Origin of the sequence: Azoarcus sp. L1K30, from assembly GCF_018122735.1 — a bacterium.
Taxonomy (GTDB): domain Bacteria; phylum Pseudomonadota; class Gammaproteobacteria; order Burkholderiales; family Rhodocyclaceae; genus Parazoarcus.
The window spans coordinates 1,116,383-1,133,531 of the sequence record NZ_JAGRRD010000001.1 but is presented as its reverse complement, the minus strand read 5'-3'; the positions used below and the strand labels follow the sequence as shown (position 1 = coordinate 1,133,531).

Annotated in this window: 15 protein-coding genes; all 15 read right to left on the bottom strand. The window is 69.2% G+C overall.

Translation table 11 applies throughout. The annotated features are described in order from the left end of the window. Positions 1–25 precede the first annotated feature (25 nt). From J5J83_RS05020 to J5J83_RS04950, 15 genes are read right to left on the bottom strand one after another with little or no spacing between them, the layout of a single operon-like run. Positions 26–2,161, bottom strand: coding sequence for a hypothetical protein (locus tag J5J83_RS05020; RefSeq protein WP_212346164.1), 2,136 nt, complete (start codon positions 2,159–2,161; stop codon positions 26–28). Further along, positions 2,158–5,280 (bottom strand): putative baseplate assembly protein, encoded by a 3,123-nt coding sequence (locus tag J5J83_RS05015; protein ID WP_212346161.1) that lies wholly within the window; start codon positions 5,278–5,280, stop codon positions 2,158–2,160. The genes J5J83_RS05020 and J5J83_RS05015 overlap by 4 nt, the downstream gene beginning before the upstream one ends. Beyond that, on the bottom strand, positions 5,277–7,727 hold the full coding sequence (locus tag J5J83_RS05010) for a putative baseplate assembly protein (RefSeq protein ID WP_212346158.1): 2,451 nt from the start codon (positions 7,725–7,727) through the stop codon (positions 5,277–5,279). The genes J5J83_RS05015 and J5J83_RS05010 overlap by 4 nt, the downstream gene beginning before the upstream one ends. Further along, on the bottom strand, positions 7,724–8,083 hold the full coding sequence (locus J5J83_RS05005; protein WP_212346155.1) for a GPW/gp25 family protein: 360 nt from the start codon (positions 8,081–8,083) through the stop codon (positions 7,724–7,726). Before J5J83_RS05005 ends, J5J83_RS05010 begins: the two co-directional genes overlap by 4 nt. Position 8,084: 1 nt before the next feature. After that, entirely contained in the window at positions 8,085–8,408 is a 324-nt protein-coding gene (locus tag J5J83_RS05000) for a hypothetical protein (protein ID WP_212346152.1), read from the bottom strand. A gap of 19 nt (positions 8,409–8,427) precedes the next feature. Continuing rightward, on the bottom strand, positions 8,428–8,943 hold the full coding sequence (locus tag J5J83_RS04995) for a phage baseplate assembly protein V (protein ID WP_212346150.1): 516 nt from the start codon (positions 8,941–8,943) through the stop codon (positions 8,428–8,430). Then, positions 8,940–10,067: a hypothetical protein gene (locus J5J83_RS04990; RefSeq protein ID WP_349251862.1), complete on the bottom strand. Its 1,128-nt coding sequence runs from the start codon at positions 10,065–10,067 to the stop codon at positions 8,940–8,942. Before J5J83_RS04990 ends, J5J83_RS04995 begins: the two co-directional genes overlap by 4 nt. Then, positions 10,060–10,401: a LysM domain-containing protein gene (locus J5J83_RS04985; RefSeq protein ID WP_212346148.1), complete on the bottom strand. Its 342-nt coding sequence runs from the start codon at positions 10,399–10,401 to the stop codon at positions 10,060–10,062. Before J5J83_RS04985 ends, J5J83_RS04990 begins: the two co-directional genes overlap by 8 nt. After that, positions 10,398–11,051, bottom strand: a complete 654-nt coding sequence (locus J5J83_RS04980) for a hypothetical protein (RefSeq protein WP_212346146.1) — start codon at positions 11,049–11,051, stop codon at positions 10,398–10,400. The genes J5J83_RS04985 and J5J83_RS04980 overlap by 4 nt, the downstream gene beginning before the upstream one ends. Beyond that, positions 11,048–12,025: a DUF4157 domain-containing protein gene (locus J5J83_RS04975; RefSeq protein WP_212346144.1), complete on the bottom strand. Its 978-nt coding sequence runs from the start codon at positions 12,023–12,025 to the stop codon at positions 11,048–11,050. Before J5J83_RS04975 ends, J5J83_RS04980 begins: the two co-directional genes overlap by 4 nt. Before the next feature lie 13 nt (positions 12,026–12,038). Beyond that, entirely contained in the window at positions 12,039–12,287 is a 249-nt protein-coding gene (locus tag J5J83_RS04970; RefSeq protein ID WP_212346142.1) for a hypothetical protein, read from the bottom strand. Then, positions 12,284–14,251 (bottom strand): ATP-binding protein, encoded by a 1,968-nt coding sequence (locus J5J83_RS04965; RefSeq protein ID WP_212346140.1) that lies wholly within the window; start codon positions 14,249–14,251, stop codon positions 12,284–12,286. Before J5J83_RS04965 ends, J5J83_RS04970 begins: the two co-directional genes overlap by 4 nt. Then, on the bottom strand, positions 14,248–15,540 hold the full coding sequence (locus J5J83_RS04960; RefSeq protein ID WP_212346139.1) for a DUF4255 domain-containing protein: 1,293 nt from the start codon (positions 15,538–15,540) through the stop codon (positions 14,248–14,250). The genes J5J83_RS04965 and J5J83_RS04960 overlap by 4 nt, the downstream gene beginning before the upstream one ends. Then, the gene (locus J5J83_RS04955) at positions 15,537–16,397 is read right to left on the bottom strand and encodes a hypothetical protein (RefSeq protein WP_212346137.1); all 861 of its coding nucleotides are present in this window, start codon (positions 16,395–16,397) and stop codon (positions 15,537–15,539) included. Before J5J83_RS04955 ends, J5J83_RS04960 begins: the two co-directional genes overlap by 4 nt. A 9-nt stretch (positions 16,398–16,406) precedes the next feature. Continuing rightward, on the bottom strand, positions 16,407–17,123 hold the full coding sequence (locus tag J5J83_RS04950) for a hypothetical protein (RefSeq protein ID WP_212346134.1): 717 nt from the start codon (positions 17,121–17,123) through the stop codon (positions 16,407–16,409). Positions 17,124–17,149: the final 26 nt, after the last annotated feature.

Here is a 17,149-nt window from a genome sequence, read left to right as displayed (position 1 = left end):
GGCAAACGGGTGACGGTGTATGGGTTCAGGTCACGAAGATGGGCGCGGCATCGAGGCCGAAGCGCAGATATTCGTCCAACGCGAGGCGCAGGTTCGCCTCGCGCTGTGCCTGCTGCAGGTGCTGCCAGACGCCCATTTCGGCGCCATCCTCGGCGCCGCAGCGAATCTCGATTGCCGTGGACGTGGTGAGTTGGGTATAGGCCGACGTGCCGAAACGGACGCTGGTGTAGGCCGGGGTGACGCGTCGCGCTTCGCGTTTGGCCTCCGCGGCCGGCAGGTCCGTGCTGACGAGGTCGGGCTGGCAGCGATACCGCCGCGGCGTTTCCGACTTTGGCGGCAAGTAGCAATAGCGCACGCAACCGTCCTGGCGGCGGGCGATACGTACCAGTCCGTCGAAGATGCTGTTGGCGGCCTCGATGCGGCCAGCGCTCACGCTGCCCAGTACGGTGCAGGCGTTCACCTTCAGCGCGCTATCGTCCACATCGATCGCCGCGCCGCCGTTGCCGTCGATCACACTGTCGCGCATCAGCACCGCAGCGAGCGGCTTGTTGCTGTTGATCGCGCCACACAGGCAGCGGTACAGGCTCAGGGTGAGATCGGTGGCGGTGCCGGTGTGGTCGATGCCGCCATGGGCGGGCACGAGCGTGCAGTGGCGCAGGCTGACACCGCGCAGCGGGCCCTGCAGTTGCAGTCCGCCGTTGATCAGCAGCCCATCCAGGCTGAGGCGGGTGCTGGCATTGCCCTTGAGGTGCAGGTCGCCTTCCAGCACCGGCCGCCGGCCGTGGGCGGCTTCGATGGCGACGTAGGTGTCGGGCAGATCCAGCACGGGCGACAGAACCTCGGAGTGATCAGTGTCGAGCGTGATCAGCGTGCGGCGGCCGGCGACGACACGGTTGGCGGCGTCGGCCGGATTGGCCGGGGGGGTGAGGGCCGATGCCAGCGTCGGGGTGGCGGCGCTGGGAATATGCAGGTGGACGTCGAAATCGGCTGGATCGGGGAGGGCGGCGAGCGGGTCGGTTTCATCGATGGCGGGCCGCCGGTCGAAGGGGCCGGCGCCGATGTCACCGGGAAAACCGCAGGCGTAGCCGACCTCGACCGTGGTCGGCGTCACCCCGGATGGCAGCGCCAGGCGGCCGCGTTGCGGATCGATGCCCACCAGCACGCCGCCTGCGGCAGGAAAGACGCGATCGGGTCGCCCCGGCCGGGTGGGGGAGACGGTCAGGCTCGCTGGCGGTCGGCGCCAGTCCTCGGGGATGACGCCGGGGATCGCACTCAGGTTGCAGACCACGAGATGCTCGGGCGCAATCTCGAGCCCATCCACCCACACGCGCAGCACGGCGCTGCCTCCCGCCGTGGCGAACCAGGTTTCGTTGGTCGAATCGCCGTCGGTCAGTGCCTGTCGCCGCGCCTCGAGTTCGGCGTGCAGGTCCTGCCAGTGCAGGGCTTCGGGCACATTGATCGGTTCGGCCAGGTGGCCGATGTCGGTCTCGCTGCGGGGACGGTTGAACAGCGGCCGGGTGTGGCCCAACGGGTCGAAGGTGTAGAAGCCGGGGCGCGCGGTGGCCGGTCGCGCCGTGCCGCGCTGCACCGGGTAGGCCTGCAGGCGCCACAGGTAGAGTCCGACGTTGGGCAGGTTGAAGCGGCCGGCGGGCAGTGCGCGCACATCGACCGTATGCATTTCGCGGCCGAAGGGGCCGTCGATGCGATCGACCGCGAGCGATCGCCGCAGGTCGGGCGTGCGCACCGCGTGCGGCCGTGGATGATCGAGATATTGGGTCGTCGCAAGCTGTTCGAAAAACTCCACCGCGCGTGCGCGCCACCCGGTAGCGTCATGCGCAAGCGCTTCAAGGACCAGCGCTGTGCCCTTGCGGCGGCGCAGGCGCAGGGTGTTGGCGACCAGTGCGCGCGGGCCGAAAGCCGCGGTGCCGCTGACCGGGTGCAGCGCGCGCACGCCGAGGAGATCGCCGATGTAGGGCACCACCCAGTCGTCGCAGGTCTCGATGAAGGCGTTGTCGTAAAGCCGTTGCAGATCGGCTTCGAGCAGTGCGCCCTGTTCGGCGATGATGGCAAGCAGGGCGCGCAGCGCGCCGCCGGATTCGGCATCGCGCTCGCGGTAGAACGCGGGCAACAGGGCGAGCAGGGCATCTGCATCGAGTTTCATGGCGTACGCTCCACGAGACTGACGGCGGCGGGGTCGAGCAGCAGCAGTTCGGCCGCTTGCAGCGCACTGCCCTGCCAGTGCGCGCCCAGCGCCGGCAGATGGCCGTCGGGGCCATCGACCCGCTGCGCGGGCGATCCGTCCTCGATGCGGATCAGGACGTCGAGATCGACGGCGACCACGCCGCGCACCGCGTGCAGACTCGCGAGCACCTCGCTGCCGATGACGGGCTGCCCGAAGCCGCGCGCGGCAAAGCCGAAATCGGTCTCGAGGGCTGCTCTCGCTGCGGCAAGCACGGCGTCGGCCTCGAACGCGGCATCGATCCAGACCCCGGCGCCGAGGCCGAAGTACGTCATGCGGCAGGGGCTGACCTTGAGGGGCTGATGCGGCGGCCGCGCCGCATCGATGGCGGAAAGCAGGTTGCGGTAAAGGGCACTGCCGGGGTCGAGCGCTGCACCGTCGACACCGGCCACGGTGAGATGGACGCGACGCTGTTCGCCGTCCCACAGCCACACCGCCTGTGCCTTGCCGATGCCGGTGAAGGCGGCGGCAAAGTCCTCGAAGTCGCGCAGCGACACGATGCGCTCGAGCGTGCGCACGGTCAGCGGCGCATGGCGGCGCGCGCTGTCGCCGCCTTCGGCGTCGGTGCCGCCACTGGCCGCCACCGGGTTGGTGACCGCCTTCAGGCCCGGCGGCCGGGTCAGCAGCAGACTGATCTGCCCGGCCGCGACATTGCCCGCCTTGCCCAGCCCGACCCGGTAGCGAACTTCGACGTTGCCGCTGCCGCTCGGCAGGCGCGCGCCGTGGCTGCCGTCGCCGAACTGCACCGTCGTACCACCGTCGTCATCGAGACGTACGGTGTAGGCGTGCTCGTCGGGCTTCGCGGCAGTGAAGCGCGGCACTGCGTGCCACTGCAGACCGTCCACCCGTACATCGAGCGTGGCAGCGGTGCCGCTCGGGGTGGGCGCGGCGATGTGGGTCAGCGGCGACTGGCGCAGCGTGAAGCGCTGCAGGCTGCGCGCGGCATCGCCGCTGCCGAGGGCTTCGGGCTGCACCTGCATCTGCTTGCTGTCGCCCTGACTGGCAGGCGCGAGATTGGCGTTGATGCGCACCGTCGACGGCAGATAGGCCTGCGTCAGATCGCTGTCGAGCACGAGCCGGGTATGGCCGGCGCTGCTGTCGTTATGCTGGATGCGGACGATTTCGGCCATCTGTGCGAGACCGACGGTATGAGACTCGAAATCCTCGAATTCGAGCACCGCGCTGCGCTGGTCGCGGGCGATGCGGATGGCGGCGAGCGCGTCGTGCCGGATCAGCCGCTCGCGCGCCCGGGCGTTCGACGCTGCGGCGGTGAGCACCAGCCCGCTCAGCGACATCCAGCGTCCGCGCGCAAGCTCGGGCTCCCACACATCGAGTTCGAGCACATGACCGCCGACCAGGCCCGAAACCGGGCGCCGCGCCCATGCCAGCGCCTCGGACTGGCCGAATACCGTGGTGGCGCGCAATTGATCGTTGAAGACCTCGCGTGCGTTCTCGCCCTGCAGCCGGAGCCGGGTGGTCGTCGCCGACAGCGTGAAGTCGGCGCGGGCGTCGTCTTCGGCGGCGAGGATGCGATACGTCTCCTCGTAGTCCGGAATCGACATCACCACCCAGCCGCCCTCGACCCACTTCGGATAGCTGCCGTCCAGATGCAGCGCATGCACATCGCGCGGGTAGAGGCGGGCCGTGGGAATGACTGTCTTCGGCATGGCGCTGGCCGACCATGCGAGGCTGACCGAGGCACTGCCGCCGTTCTCGTAGTACTCGAGGCGGATGTCGTGCTTATGGCCGGCGGTCAGTTCGGCGCGGCCGATACGCTCAGTGGGGCTCTGGTCGGCCCAGAAGTCGACGATCAGCTCACCATCCACCCACAGGCGCACGCCGTCGTCGGCGGTGAGGTGAAAGGTATAGGCGCCGGTCGTCGGCGGTTTGACCCAGCCGCTCCAGCGGACCGAGAAGTGGTCTGCAGGCATCGCCGGATCCGGTTTTCCCGCGCCCCAGTTGAAATCCACCGTGGCATCGGTGCGGGCCAGGATGCGTTCGCGAAAGCCCTTGCCGCGGTAATACTCGCCGTACAGGCCGCTGCCATCCGCACTGTTGCCGGGCGGGTCGGAGACGTCGGCGAGGGTGAAACCTGGCCACTCCGGGTGCTGGCCGATCGGTGGTGCGCTGTCTTCCGCCAGACCGAGATAGGTGGCGCGCAGGCCGGCTGGCATGGCCCGCCAGTCGGGGGCATTGTGGCCGAACAGATGGGCGCGGGCGCGCAGTGCGAGACAGCGCGGATTGAGCATGGCCGGATCGACGCCGCGCCATGGCTTGCCGAGCCCGCGGTCGAGGGTGACGACCGTATAGCCTGTGTCGGCAGGGTCGCTTGCATCGGCAGGCAACACTTCGCGCACGCGGGCGACGCGGCGCAAGTCCCAGTTCTCGTTGCCCGGGTCGCGCGCACGCTCGTCTCCGATGACCAGCACGGCGTCGCCTTGCGCGAGCCGCGTGGCGGTGCCGGCGAGATACAGCTGGCGTCCGCCCATGCGCGGTGGCACCGCTTCGGTGGCGCGCAGCGGCAGGGCATTCCAGCGCGCAACTGCATGTACCGCTTCCAGCGTTTCGAAGACCTGGGCGCTCTCGTCCTGTCCCGGAACGCTCTGGGCGCGGGTGCCGGCATCGATACGGAGCGCGACCGGCGCACCGGCAGCCGTCTCAAGCGTGAACGCGAGCCAGGTCGATGCGGCGACGCCGGGGCGCAGTTCATAGCCGATCGCGCGTGCCAGTTCCAGCACCGATCGGCGCTCGGTGGCGGTGCGCAGGTGGTGCTCGTTGCCGATGCGCTCCTGGTAGAAAGTGAGGACGTCGAGGACTGCCGCCCAGCTGTCGAGCAGGGCAATCGCGGGATCGTCGCTGTCACGCGTGCTTAGTGCGGCGAGGTCGGGTTTGCCTGCGATGGCGGCCAGCATGCTCTGGCGGAAGCGTCCGTGGGTGCCGATGCGCAGCGCGAGTCGGGTCATCCCCGGGGGCTGGATGACTGTGGTCGGCGTCAGCGCGCCGGGTGCGCTGCAGCAGCCGCAGGTCTCCGGCGTGCTCATGATCCGCCCTCCACAATAAAGCTGATCCGGCCGTTCTCGGGAAAGTTCGGGTCACTGTCTGCACGCAGGACTTCCAGTGCGTCGGCCTCGATTCGACCGGCTTCGCGCTCGCCCCTGGCGGTGCGTCCCCAGCGCTGGAAGCGCAGCACGTCCACCCAGGCGACGCCGGTGACGGCCATGGCCGTCGCGACGACCGACGACAGGTGGAGCGGCGTGCCGAAGGTGAAATGGTCGGGATGAAAAAAACCCGGGTCGCCGCGTGCGCGCAGTCCGGCGCCGAAGACATCGATGAGGGCGACCTTGACGTCGGCACCGAAGTGGCCTGGCGCGACACAGACCTGGAGCTGGATGTCGAGTGCGACATGGACCGGATTGGCGAAGTCGAGGTCGTGGCCGGCCAGGCGGTAGCGCGCCATGAAATCGCCCATCGCGGCCTTGAACGGCGCATCGACCGGCAGGCCGCCGCGGCGGTCGAGCATCAGGAACACGGTGTGCCAGCTCCCGGTCCAGCGCAGGCGGGCGGCGGCACGCTGGACCTCGGGATGGCGTTCGGCGATGCGTGCGTAGTCGGCCACGGTGACCGCACGTTCCTGCACGCGGAAGGCCTCGGGCGCCTTGAGCCGGATCGCGTCGAGCGCCTCCGGCTCGGCGCCGCCGCGTGCCGGCAAGGGGTTGCGCACCGCATGCACGCCGAGTGCGAGTGCCGGATCGTCGCTGAGCAAGGCGGTGATGGCTTCGGCGCCGACGTTGCCGCGGCTGCCGCCACCGAGCCGGTAGCGCGCGAGCAGGCGCTGTCCGGCGGGCGGTGCGGCACCGAAGCGGTTGTCGCCGAAGCGTACCCAGGCACTGCCGTCGTTCTCGGTTTCGACGACGAATTCACGGGCGAAGCGCTCGCTGGCGAGCAGGTCGCGTTGTGGCGACCATTGCGTGCCGGCGGCGTCCGGCTGGTCGCCGAACAGGTCGGGGTTGTCGGCCTGCAGTGCCATGTTCGCCGGTCGGGCGCGGCGCGGGTCCTGGTCGAGCACGCGGGTCGCCGCCAGCGGGACGGATAGGGCGAGGTCGTGGGCGTAGGGTTCGGCAAAGGCAATGCCCGCATCCTTCAGCCGGGGGCGGTATGGACGCCGCAGCGCGGCGGGACCGTCGTCGCTCACGGTGTCGGGCTGCATCGGCTGCCATGACCGCGTGAGTCCATGATCCGCAAGCACCACGTTCCCGCGGGCAACGGCGATGGCCTCCGTGACCACTGCACCGCCGTGTTCGAACTCGTGGCTCACGCACAACGGGAAAGGCAGCGCATCGTCAGCATGCCAGCGCACCAGCAGCAGGTCGGTGTGGGTAAGGTCGTCATGGCCGGTGTCGACGGCGGTCAGCCGTACCGCATGGCGGTGGCTGGCATTGGCGTCGGCGGACTTGCCGGTGAGCGGGCTGATAATCTCTTCGAGGATCAGCACGTCGCCGGGTGCGAGCGCGAGCGCGGGGGTGTTGACCAATGCCGCAGCGGTGGTGCCGCGTGCCAGGCAGCAGGCGGGGTCGGCGAAGTCGTGAATGGCGATGCTGCTGTGGGCTGCGTGCAGCTGCAGTGCGTGCAGCGTTTCGAAGACCTCGATCCCGGGCAGCGGCAGTTCGTCCATCAGCGCCGTGCCACGCACCGGCCGGCCGTCGTCGGCGCTTGCCAGCAGCACACTTCCGGCGGGCAGGATGGCACCGTCGGCTGCCGCACCGACGTCCAGGGTGACGAAGCACCGGGCATTGCAGCCGTCATGCACGGCGTAGTCGAGCAGGCGGGCATGGCGGCGCAGCGAGCTTCGACGCCGCGCCGTGCCCAGATAGGCTTCGGTCGCGACCGCATCCTGGGTGTAGGACAGGTGGTCGCCGACATAGGCCAGGGTTTCGATCAGGGCTACGGTGAAGTCGGCCGGGTTGCGCTCGGTGAAGCCGGGCACCCGTTGCGCCATGTGGTCCAGCATCAGGCGACGGAAACTGTCGTAGTCCTTCGCCAGGTAATCGAGACGCGGCTCGGGGGGCGCCAGGGGCGGGCAGCCGGCGGTGTCAGCGCAATCGAAAACTGACGGGCAGCCGGCCTTGAAGTTGAAACGGATGTTCGACAGGCAGATGTCGAAGCCTGGCGCCGGCGCATCGGGGGCGGCGGGGTCGATCAGTGCCAGCGTGTACCACGAGAAGTCGCCAGCCGTGTCCACCGTGAGGCGGATTTCGCGCCCGGCGAGCACCGGGTCTTCCGCCAGGCGGATGGCGGTGATGCGCACGCCACCGGTAATCCGGACATGGGCGCGGCCGATGCCGGCGACCGGATGTACGCACACCACGCGCAGGCTGCGCTGGTCGGCGGACACGATCTCGACGAAGTCGATGCCGTTCCTGCCCGGCGGCTGCTGATCGCGCAGGCGCTGCAGGCGACGCGGATTGTCGCTGCGGAACTGGCGGTTCATGGGGCCTCCCGCGTGAAGCGCGCGCGCTGGCGCGCCTGACCATGGCGGCTGAGGTACTGCACTTCGACCGACAGCACGGCGTCGTCATGATCGATATCGACCGCCTCGACCACCATGCGCTCGCCCAGCCACTGCTGAAGTGCGCTGTGCACGGTCATCTGCAGCGCGGCCGCCAGGGTGTCGCTGTTGGGGGCGAACACCAGTTGCAGCAGGCCACAGCCGAAGTCGGGGCGATTGACGCGTTCGCCGGGCACGGTGAACAGGACCTGCTCGATCATGTCGCGTAGGTGGGCGTCGTCGTCGGCCTCGGTGCTGCGGCCTCGATGGTCGGGCTGGAAAGGAAAGTGCAGGCTCATGTCACATCCCCGTGACCCGCGTCTGCGTCACCGCAGCGGTCATCGGCGTAGCGGTCGGCGCGCACATCGATGGCGAGCCCTGCAGCAGCGCGGGCTGCCCGCCGATGAAGACGCGGGTGGCGCCCATCAGCCACTGCCCACTGACGCAGGGGCCGTTGCCGGCGGTCGGCGGCGGCATGGCGCAGCCGGCGATGACATAGGGGGCGCCCAGCGTGGTGGCCGGCTGACCCGACAGCAACACCCGCGGATTGGGCGCGCTCGGCGTGGCCTGGCCGCCATGTGCGCAAAGGACGGTGGCGCCGAGATGGAGGAGGAATCCGGGCATGATCGTGTCGTCCTCGTCGTCAGATCACCGTCAGCGCGCCCTGGTTGATGCTCACCGTGGGGCCGGTCAGCATGATCGTGGCGCCCTGGCCGTTGGAGATGGTGATGCCGACCTCGCTGATGGAAATCATCGCCCCGGTCATGGTCTTGAGCAGGATGCCGCCGGTGGGGCCGGGCAGGTCGGAGATCATCAGGCCGTTCTGGTTGCCGGTCTGCAGCACGATGCTGGGCGACACCGGCAGCCCGGCCAGCGCCAGCGCCGGCACTTCGGCCGCCGAGCCCCAGAAGCCGCCGACCCAGATGGGGTAGTCGGCGTCGCCCTGCTCGAATTCCACCCACACCCCGGCGCCGATCTGCGGCAGCACGAAGGCCCCGCTCTGGATGCCGGCGAAGGGCACGCAGGGCATCGCCCAGGACGACAGCGCCGGACCCAGTACGTCGGGCACCTGGACCTGGATGCGGCCCATCTGCATGGGGTCGATGTTGTTCACCACGACCCCGCGGAACTTGCCGTAATGGCGTGTCTTGTCGCTCATGCGGGCACCAGTGGCAGGGTGGAGACCAGGCCGTTGCGGGCCAGCGAAAACGCCTGTTTGAACTCGCCGGCCTTGAGCCGGCTGGTTACGCGCTTGACGTAGTAGAGGCCGTCGAAGGCCAGCCCGGCGCCACGCACGCCCACCAGCTGGCGCGCCTTCAGGATATGGCCGTAGCGCAGCACGTCGAGGCTGCCATCGCCGGTCACCGCATCGGCGGACGAACCGGCCGCAGCGGCCAGACCCTTTCCCAGTGCCGCGATCGGAGACAGCTTGGCGGTGTTCTTCAGCAGCCTGAAGCTCTTCACCATCGGCGGAATCAGGCCCAGCGGCGGGTTGGCGAGACTGACATCGGGCACCGGCAGCGGGATCGGAAACTTGGTGATCGGGTTCTGAATGAACACGATGGGCAGCTCGGCATCGGACTGGTTGACCGCGAAGCTGAGGGAATCGACGTTGGTGTGCACGTCCATGCCGGTATTGAGCGCGGGCTGCACCGGGCCGAGGCGGATCTCTGGCCCCCAGTAGGCGATGTTGGCGCCGGGCAGGGGGCCGGGCTCGATGTAGAACACGTGGCCGGCCTCGCGCGCGAGCTGATTGACGTAGTCCAGATCGGTGCCTTCGTGGGTGGGGATGCGGTCGACCGGAATCGGCACATCCTCGAACACCGACGGAATCACCAGCGGCAGCATGCCGTAGAGCCCGTAGCGGGCAACGATGAGCGCCACGCGCGCGGCCGGCGGCATCGCCGGATAGGGCAGACCGCTCATGTCCTGCTTGTCCATCGCCACGGTGAGGTCCTCGCCGGTGACGGTGAGACGGCTCTGGCCGGGCGCGTTGCCGGCGCTGATCTCCTGGCGGGTGATGAGCCCGTCCATCAGGACCGTGGGCAGACTGTTGAGCGTGGCGACCAGAATCACCCGCAGCCACGGCACCTGGCCGCCGGCGATCAGCAACAGGGTGTGCAGCGGCGAATGGTTGTCGATGGCGAAGGCGAGCTGGAATCCGCTCGGACTGCCGGCCGCGGTGGTGACCTCGATGCTCTCGAGTGCATCCATGACCGGCTTGGGCGCGGGTATCGGCACGCCGGGGCCCACCAGCAGGGTCAGGTGAATGCCCTTAAGCACCGCTGCCTCCATTGCCGAAATTGCCGCCGCCACTGAGGCCGGCGGGCAGCGTCAGGCGCAGCACCCGGCCGGGCGTTTCGAGTTCGCCCGGTATCTGTGCACCATTGCCGTCGGCGATGTGCCAGAACTGCACAGGGTCGCCCAGATTGTCCGCCGCGATGCGGTCGAGGCGGTCGCCGGCCTGCACCGGCACTTCACCTGCGGTGACGAGGCTCGCCGGGTCGGGGATGAAGCGGCGGCGCAGGAAAACCCGCGTGCCGCCATCGGCCGTCTTCAGTTCGGCGGTGGCGATGCCGGCATAGCGGCTGTTGGGCGGAAAGCGCTCGACACTCATGGCAGCGAACCCAGGCCGACCGCTGACAGGCTGCCGGCGCCGAGGCTGGTGGCCAGACGTTCCTTGCGCTGGTGATAGACCATGTACAGATGTCCTCCCTTGTCGCCAAAACCGAGGTCGCCCACATGAAGCACCCGCAGGGCGAGCGACACCTTGGCGCGGATGGGGTTGAGGCTGGCGTCGAAGGCTTCCTCGGTGATCGAGAACTCGGTAATGCGCACCGGCACCACGCGCTCGCGGCTCCATACGAAAAGCGTGAGCGGAGCCACGGTGGGTGCGATTTCCAGCGTGCCGAGGCTGGCAAGCTGGTTGTTGCGGATCAGCGTGCCGCTGTCGGGATAGACGATGGTTTCCAGCGCCGCGAGCGGTGCATGGATGCCGGTCGATCGCACCGCCGGATGCTGGTCCGGAAACTCGAGCTGGTCGGTGGCATCGATCTCCGCGTCGAGCTTGATGGTTTCGGCCGGTGGGCCCTTGAGGCGCAGTGCCTCGGAGAACGTGCCGCCCGGTTCGACTGCCTGCGGCTGCAGCGTCCGGCTCAGGCTGTCGGGGTTGTACTGCAGCGCGATCACGCGCTGCACCGCGCCGCTCGAGGGGTCGATCAGGATCAGGCCGCCACGCAACAGTCGCGGCGAGAGCGGGCCGCTCACGCCTCGCTCCCGTCGCTCACGGTGACACCGGCCGCTTCCAGCGCGGCGATGACGATGGCAGCCGCGCCTGCACCGACCGCGCCGATGATCGTCGCCACCTCGCAGGCACCACTGGCAAAGCAGGCCGCGATGGCCGCGATCGCCGCCGCCGACAGGATGGCAAACAGCCAGTAGGGCAAAGCCTCGCGCACCCGTCTCACGGCATCCTCGTCGTTCGACTGGTCGCGACAGTTGCAGCCGTACTTGAGCCCACCCCACTGGCACATCCCGCGCCGTCCCGCTGCCGTGGTGCAGCGTACGCCGTTGCAGTTGTAGCCGCCTTTTCCTGCGCACTCGCCGACGCGCTGGATCATCGCGGCCGGCGCCGGGCGGATGGCCAGTGGCGCTTCACGCCATGCGCTCGCGCTGGCGGGCGGGCGCATGGCGGTCGGGGGTGTGCCGGCAACAATGCGGTCGGCCACGCGGTCGGCCTCCAGTTCGAAGGCCGAGTGCTCGGCGCCGATTTCGAATGCGCCGCCGCCCGACATCTGCGCCTGCTGGATGACATGGGTGAGTTCGTGCGCGAGCAGGTGGCGGCCCTGATGGCTACCGGGCTGGAATTCGCCGCGGTTGAACACGATGTCGCGGCCGACGGTATAGGCGCGGGCGCTGACCGCCGCAGCCGACTGTGCGGCCTGTGCATCGGTATGAATCCTGACGTGGCTGAAGTCGTGGCCGAAACGTGACTCGAAATCTTCGCGAATCGCGTCCGGAAGCGGCTGGCCGGCGCGATGGAGCACGGCACCGACCTCTTCCGGCACCACCTGGCACGTCGCTGCGCGCTGCGTCCGGCGTTGCACCAGGCCACCGGGTCGGCGCTCGTCGTCCCTGGTCCTGTTTTTCTGGCATGCGCATTTGCGCTGCAGTGTGCGCACGGGTGGACGTGCAAGGGGTTCGCGCGCTGCAATCGATGGGGCATGGGTGGTGGCGGACATGGCAGCCTCCTGGCTATCGATTTTCGGTGGAGCGCGGACTGCGGAGACGCGCTCCCAGCACGTCGGCAAGCACACGCACGGTATCAGCCCCTGCCGCGGCGAACGTATCGACACGACTGGCCGCCTGGGACGGCACAGGGGTGTCCGCGATGCTCAGGCGCGCGGCGAGGGCCTTCTCCAGCGCCGCGACGAACGCACGCTGCTGGGCCGGGGTGCCGCCCGGCAAGCTCAGGGAGTCGATGTGCAGATGAAGCGATTTCATGTCCACCCCCGTGTTTCCGCTTCGGTGAGCGGCCGCTCGCGTTTCGTCGCCTCGCCGTGTGCGGCCTGGAGAATGTGGTGCATGCCTACCGCCTCGCCCGCATCGGCGGCGAGAAACGCGGCGTTCATGGCAATGTTGCGTATGCTGCCGCCCGCCATCGACAGGCTCGCCAGCTTGTCCAGGTCGAGCGCCTGCGTCGGCGTGGCGGCGGGAAAGGCGCGCTGCCACAAGGCCAGGCGCTGCGCGTGGTCCGGGAAGGGGAACTGCACCACGAAGCGCAGCCGGCGCAGGAAGGCCTTGTCGAGGCTGGACTTGAGGTTGGTGGTGAGAATGGCCAGACCTCGGTAGGCCTCCATGCGCTGCAGCAGGTAGCTGACCTCGATGTTGGCGTGGCGGTCGTGGCTGTCCTTGACCTCGGTGCGCTTGCCGAACAGGGCATCGGCCTCGTCGAAGAGCAGGATGGCACCGCAATCCTCGGCGGCGTCGAATACCTTGCGCAGGTTCTTTTCGGTTTCGCCGATGTACTTGCTGACCACGGCAGAGAGGTCGATACGGTAGAGATCGAGTTCGAGGGTGTTCGCCAGCACCTCGGCGGCGAGCGTCTTGCCAGTGCCGCTGTCACCGGAAAACAGTGTCGCCAGGCCAAGCCCGCGACCGCCCTGTGCCGCGAAGCCCCACTGCTCGAGTACGGTGTGACGCTGTCTGACATGGGCGGCGATCTGGCGCAGGACGCCGATCTGCGCGTCGGGCAGCACGAGCTCGTCCCAGCGCGCGGTGCACGACAGGCGCTGCGCCAGGGCGTCGAGCCCGGTGCGGCTCGCCTGTCGGCAGCGCTGCCAGACCGGGTTGGTCGCGGCCGCGTGTGCACCTTCGCCGGCAAGCTGCATGGATTCGGCGATGTGCTGCATGCTGCGGCTGTCAACGCGGAAGTGGCTCGCCACCGCGGCGATCATGTCGCTGTGTTCGCGCGTTGTGCCGGCGCCCAGCGATTCGACCCAGAAATCGCGGCTGTCGGCGGCCGAAGGCTTGTCCACCCTGAAGCTGCGCAGCGGCACGTCGATGGCCAGTGCGCAGGGGCTGGACAGGAACAGCATGCCGCCGAACCCTTCGATCAGGGCGCGCGCGGCATCGGCCGCCGGGCCTGGCGCGTCGTCCACCACGACCAGCAGGGCGCAGCCGAGCAGACGCGCTTCGCGTTGCCACAGGACCCGCAGCGCAGCCCGCTCTTCAGCCGCCGCAGGGATGTCGGTCGCCATCAGCACCTGGCATTGAAGGCCGTAGCTGGCGGCCGCACGGCTGGCGATATCCTCTGCGGCCGGACGGTCGTCGCCTTCGAGGGCGATCAGTGGCGGGTCCTTGTGCGGGGCGCCGATGGCCGCCAGTGCGGCGATGGCCGCCTGGGTGCATTGCGCATGCGTCTTTGCCTGCATGGGCAGCGGTGCCGCCGGGCGCAACAGATGCAGCAGGCGGACGTCGGGATCGTTGATGCCGGCGAGAAAGTGCAGGATGCGTTCGTCGATGTGCAGTTGCCCGGCCGTGAGGCCCGTGCTGTCGTCGACCTCGAGCAGGCGCCAATGCCGCAGCGGGGCATGCGGCGACAGGGCACTCCAGTGCGGTGCCTGCAGCGCCGCCAGGGCGAGCCCGAAGCTGGCCCACGGCTTTGCGGGATCGCCATGTGCGTGGGCGCAGGCACGCGCGAGCTCGGCATCCATCTCGACCCCGGCGCACAGCAGCAGCAGGTCGCGCTCGAAGGTGGAGAGATCGAAGTTGCGGCACAGCCAGTCGATGGCGCTGTCCTCGCCGAGGAACTGGCGCGCGGCGATCAGCGTCCGCGCGGTATTCGCCTCCACTGCAGAAAATCCGTCGTGCGCGCCCGGTTGCAGTTGGGTTTTCAGGCGGGCGAATTCGAGCACCAGCAACTGCTGGTTGGCGCTGCTCCAGTCGGGTGCCAGGGGGGCGTTCATGGCAGTGTGATCCTGCGGTCGAGATAGGCCATCGGTGTGGCGCTGCGATCGACGATCGGCGTTTCGAAACCGTCGACGCGCAGCCGTACGAGGTGGGTCGTGCCGGCTTCGGGCGCGTTGAGCATGCGGAAGGTGAGACGCGTGCTGGGCGCGAACACCGGGTCGGCACTGATCTCGTGATCGCCGAGAATGAGGGAGGCGCTCTGCCCCGGACGCAGCGCGGGTACGACATCGATCACCAGCGTCACCGTCGAGCCGGTGCGCGCGGCGCTGAAGGGTGGCAGCACCGGCGTTGGTGCGAGCGCCAGTGGAAGCTGGTTGGTCGTGCGGGCATGAGCGTCGCCGGGGCGAAGCAGCGACAGGTTGACCCGGTACAGGCCGGCGGGCAGGTCCGCGGGGACGGTGAATCGGACCTGATCGCTGGTGCCGCCGGCGACCGGGATGCTGCGGCTGAGCTGGAGTGCCGCAATGCTCAAGGTAATGCGGCGATCGACGCCGTCCAGGTGATGACCGTCGATTCGGACCTCCGAGCCGGACGTGGCGACGGGGTGGCCGCCGGCCGGCACCACCGCCTCCAGCGTCGGCAGCGGCGGCACCGGGCCGGTGAACACTGCCACGCCGCGTTCGCGGCCGCTCACCGGGTCGGCATTGCCGCGGCTGAGCACGGGCAATGGGCTGCGCGCGGGCTGGCGCGATTCGATCAGGACGACCGAGACCTGGAATGCGGCGGTGGGGCGGTAGCGGGCCTGCAGCGCGGACCATAGCCGCGACATCTCTTCGCCGCCGAGTACGGCAGGGGTGATCCTGAGCAGCTCCACCTGCTCGGCGAGATCCGCACTGCGCAGGTTCTGATACACCGTTGGCAGGATGGCGCCGTCGACGACTTCGGGCTGCAGCGCGCGGCGGATGGCCTCGCGCGGGATCACCGGGTTTTCGTGCAGCAGTTGCAGCGCATACCCCAGTAGCACTTCGGCCTGCAGGTCGGCGCGACCGTAGGCGGTGAGCAGGTAGTGCAGGTCCAGCGCCAGCGGCGGATTGGAAATGCGCCCGCCGGCGGGGTCACGGCTGGGCAGGGCTGCGTTGCGCCAGGCCGGGTTGGGCGTGACCTGATGCAGGAAGAGATTCAGTTGCGGCGCGGTCTGGTCGTCGAGCGACACCGTGTCCGGTGCGCCCGCGCTGACGACGACGCCGACGCCCAGGGTGTCGTTGATGGCGTGTTCGATCAGACCCGAGTCCAGCAGGTCTTTCAGGACCGCCGTCACACCGGCAATGGCCAGCGCGTTGCTCATCGCCGTTCTCCGCTGCGTCGGGCCAGATAGTCCGCCAGCGACAGCGGCGCAGGTCCGCGTGGGCGGGGCGCGGGTGTCGGCGGCAGGGGCCGCGGATTGACTTCCAGCCGACCGATGGTGATATGGACGTCGGGTGGCCCTGCGGACCCGGGGGGTGGGGCTTGCGTGTGTCGCCGGGACAATGGATGTCCATCGGGCGCGCGCGCCGTGCTCCTGTTGTCCAAGGCCTCGAGTCCGTGTCGACTGCTTGCTGCGGGTGCTGGCGTCGGGCCGGATGAGGTCGCTGCGACGGTGGGCAGATCGGCCGCCGGAAAGGCTGCGGACGCCGCAACCGGTTCGAGCAGACGCGCCACCAGTGCGTCGAGGTGCTCAATGGCCGGTGGGCGCGCGCTGTGCGGCGAGGCCGGGCGCGCGGCGAGGGGGCGGGTCTCTCCGCGTTCGGCCCGAACGCCGGGCGCGGGGGCAAACGCCTCACTGGCAGGTCGCGTACCGATGGTTGCGTCGGTCGCGGGCTCGAGCGCGGGCCCGCGGCGGGTGGGTTCGTTCGGCCGATTGTCGGCTGGCGGCGCGGTCCGGTTCGTGACGATGTCGCGGTGGCCCTGACGGTCGAGGGGCGCCGCCGTGGTGGCGGGCGTGTGCGCCTGCGCGAATGAAGCGTGCGTTGACTGGTTGTCTCGGGGCGAAGCGACTCCGGTGTGCCGTGATTCGTTGGGGGCGCGTTCAAGCCCGATGGGCAGTACCGCCGTGGGGGGGGCAGATTCAGGCAATGGGGCGGCAAGTGGCAGCGTGGCGCGTGAGCGCACGCTGTGAACAAGGCCGAGGCTGCGGGCGGCGAGCTGATGCAGGTAGCCGCTCATGTCGCCCCCTTAGCCGATCAGGTCCAGGTAGGCCGCACGCCGCGCAGGACTCAGCGCGAGCACCTCGTCCTCGCGCCAGCCGTATGCGCAGGCCAGGCGATGCACGCTCTCGAGCAGGTGGCGGGCACTGGCGCCGACCTCATCCCAGAACCAGTTGCCGACGTCGAGCAAGGCCTGCCAGTGTTCGCCGCAGTCGCGACAGTCGAGATCGAGACGGATGTTGGCGGCAGGGTCGGCCGCTTCCATCCTGCGCTCCAGCTCGGCAAGGTGGGTGCTGTCGAGCGCTGCGGGCGACGCCCCGTCTCCAGTACTCGTCAGCCGGCAGCGCGCCAGCAGCTGTTGCACCGCGCTGTCCGCATCGGCCGCAAGGCTCAGGGCGCCCTGATCGCGGCTGGTGGGCAGGCGCCACTGTTGTCCCGCAAATTCGATACGCAGGTCGTCGGCGGGTGCGGGCAAGTGTGCCAGCAGCGCGTCGCCGTCGAGTGCGAATTCCATCAACGCGCCGCAGGCCGGACAGCGGTCGAAACCTTCCAGTGCCGGGCCGAATGTGGCATTGCGCAATGCCAGCAAGCGTCCTTCGCGCCATCCGACCGGATGATCGGCAAGCCCTTCGCGCATCTGGTCGGGCAGCGCGAGGGCGAGCGCGAGCAGCGCACGGTCGATCGGGTGCCGGGATTGTCCGGCGTCCCACAGCGACAGGAGTTGGGCAGCGTTGAGCGGGTGCATGGGATCTCGAACTCGGACGCCTGAAG

Bases quoted from the DNA above. Each gene is read 5' to 3' on its own strand.
- J5J83_RS04985 (WP_212346148.1), bottom strand. From the start codon at position 10,401: ATGAGTGTCGAGCGCTTTCCGCCCAACAGCCGCTATGCCGGCATCGCC.
- J5J83_RS04950 (WP_212346134.1), bottom strand. From the start codon at position 17,123: ATGCACCCGCTCAACGCTGCCCAACTCCTGTCGCTGTGGGACGCCGGA.
- J5J83_RS05010 (WP_212346158.1), bottom strand. From the start codon at position 7,727: ATGAACCGCCAGTTCCGCAGCGACAATCCGCGTCGCCTGCAGCGCCTG.
- J5J83_RS05005 (WP_212346155.1), bottom strand. From the start codon at position 8,083: ATGAGCCTGCACTTTCCTTTCCAGCCCGACCATCGAGGCCGCAGCACC.
- J5J83_RS04970 (WP_212346142.1), bottom strand. From the start codon at position 12,287: ATGAAATCGCTTCATCTGCACATCGACTCCCTGAGCTTGCCGGGCGGC.
- J5J83_RS04965 (WP_212346140.1), bottom strand. From the start codon at position 14,251: ATGAACGCCCCCCTGGCACCCGACTGGAGCAGCGCCAACCAGCAGTTG.
- J5J83_RS04995 (WP_212346150.1), bottom strand. From the start codon at position 8,943: ATGAGCGACAAGACACGCCATTACGGCAAGTTCCGCGGGGTCGTGGTG.
- J5J83_RS04960 (WP_212346139.1), bottom strand. From the start codon at position 15,540: ATGAGCAACGCGCTGGCCATTGCCGGTGTGACGGCGGTCCTGAAAGAC.
- J5J83_RS04955 (WP_212346137.1), bottom strand. From the start codon at position 16,397: ATGAGCGGCTACCTGCATCAGCTCGCCGCCCGCAGCCTCGGCCTTGTT.
- J5J83_RS04975 (WP_212346144.1), bottom strand. From the start codon at position 12,025: ATGTCCGCCACCACCCATGCCCCATCGATTGCAGCGCGCGAACCCCTT.
- J5J83_RS05015 (WP_212346161.1), bottom strand. From the start codon at position 5,280: ATGAGCACGCCGGAGACCTGCGGCTGCTGCAGCGCACCCGGCGCGCTG.
- J5J83_RS05020 (WP_212346164.1), bottom strand. From the start codon at position 2,161: ATGAAACTCGATGCAGATGCCCTGCTCGCCCTGTTGCCCGCGTTCTAC.
- J5J83_RS05000 (WP_212346152.1), bottom strand. From the start codon at position 8,408: ATGCCCGGATTCCTCCTCCATCTCGGCGCCACCGTCCTTTGCGCACAT.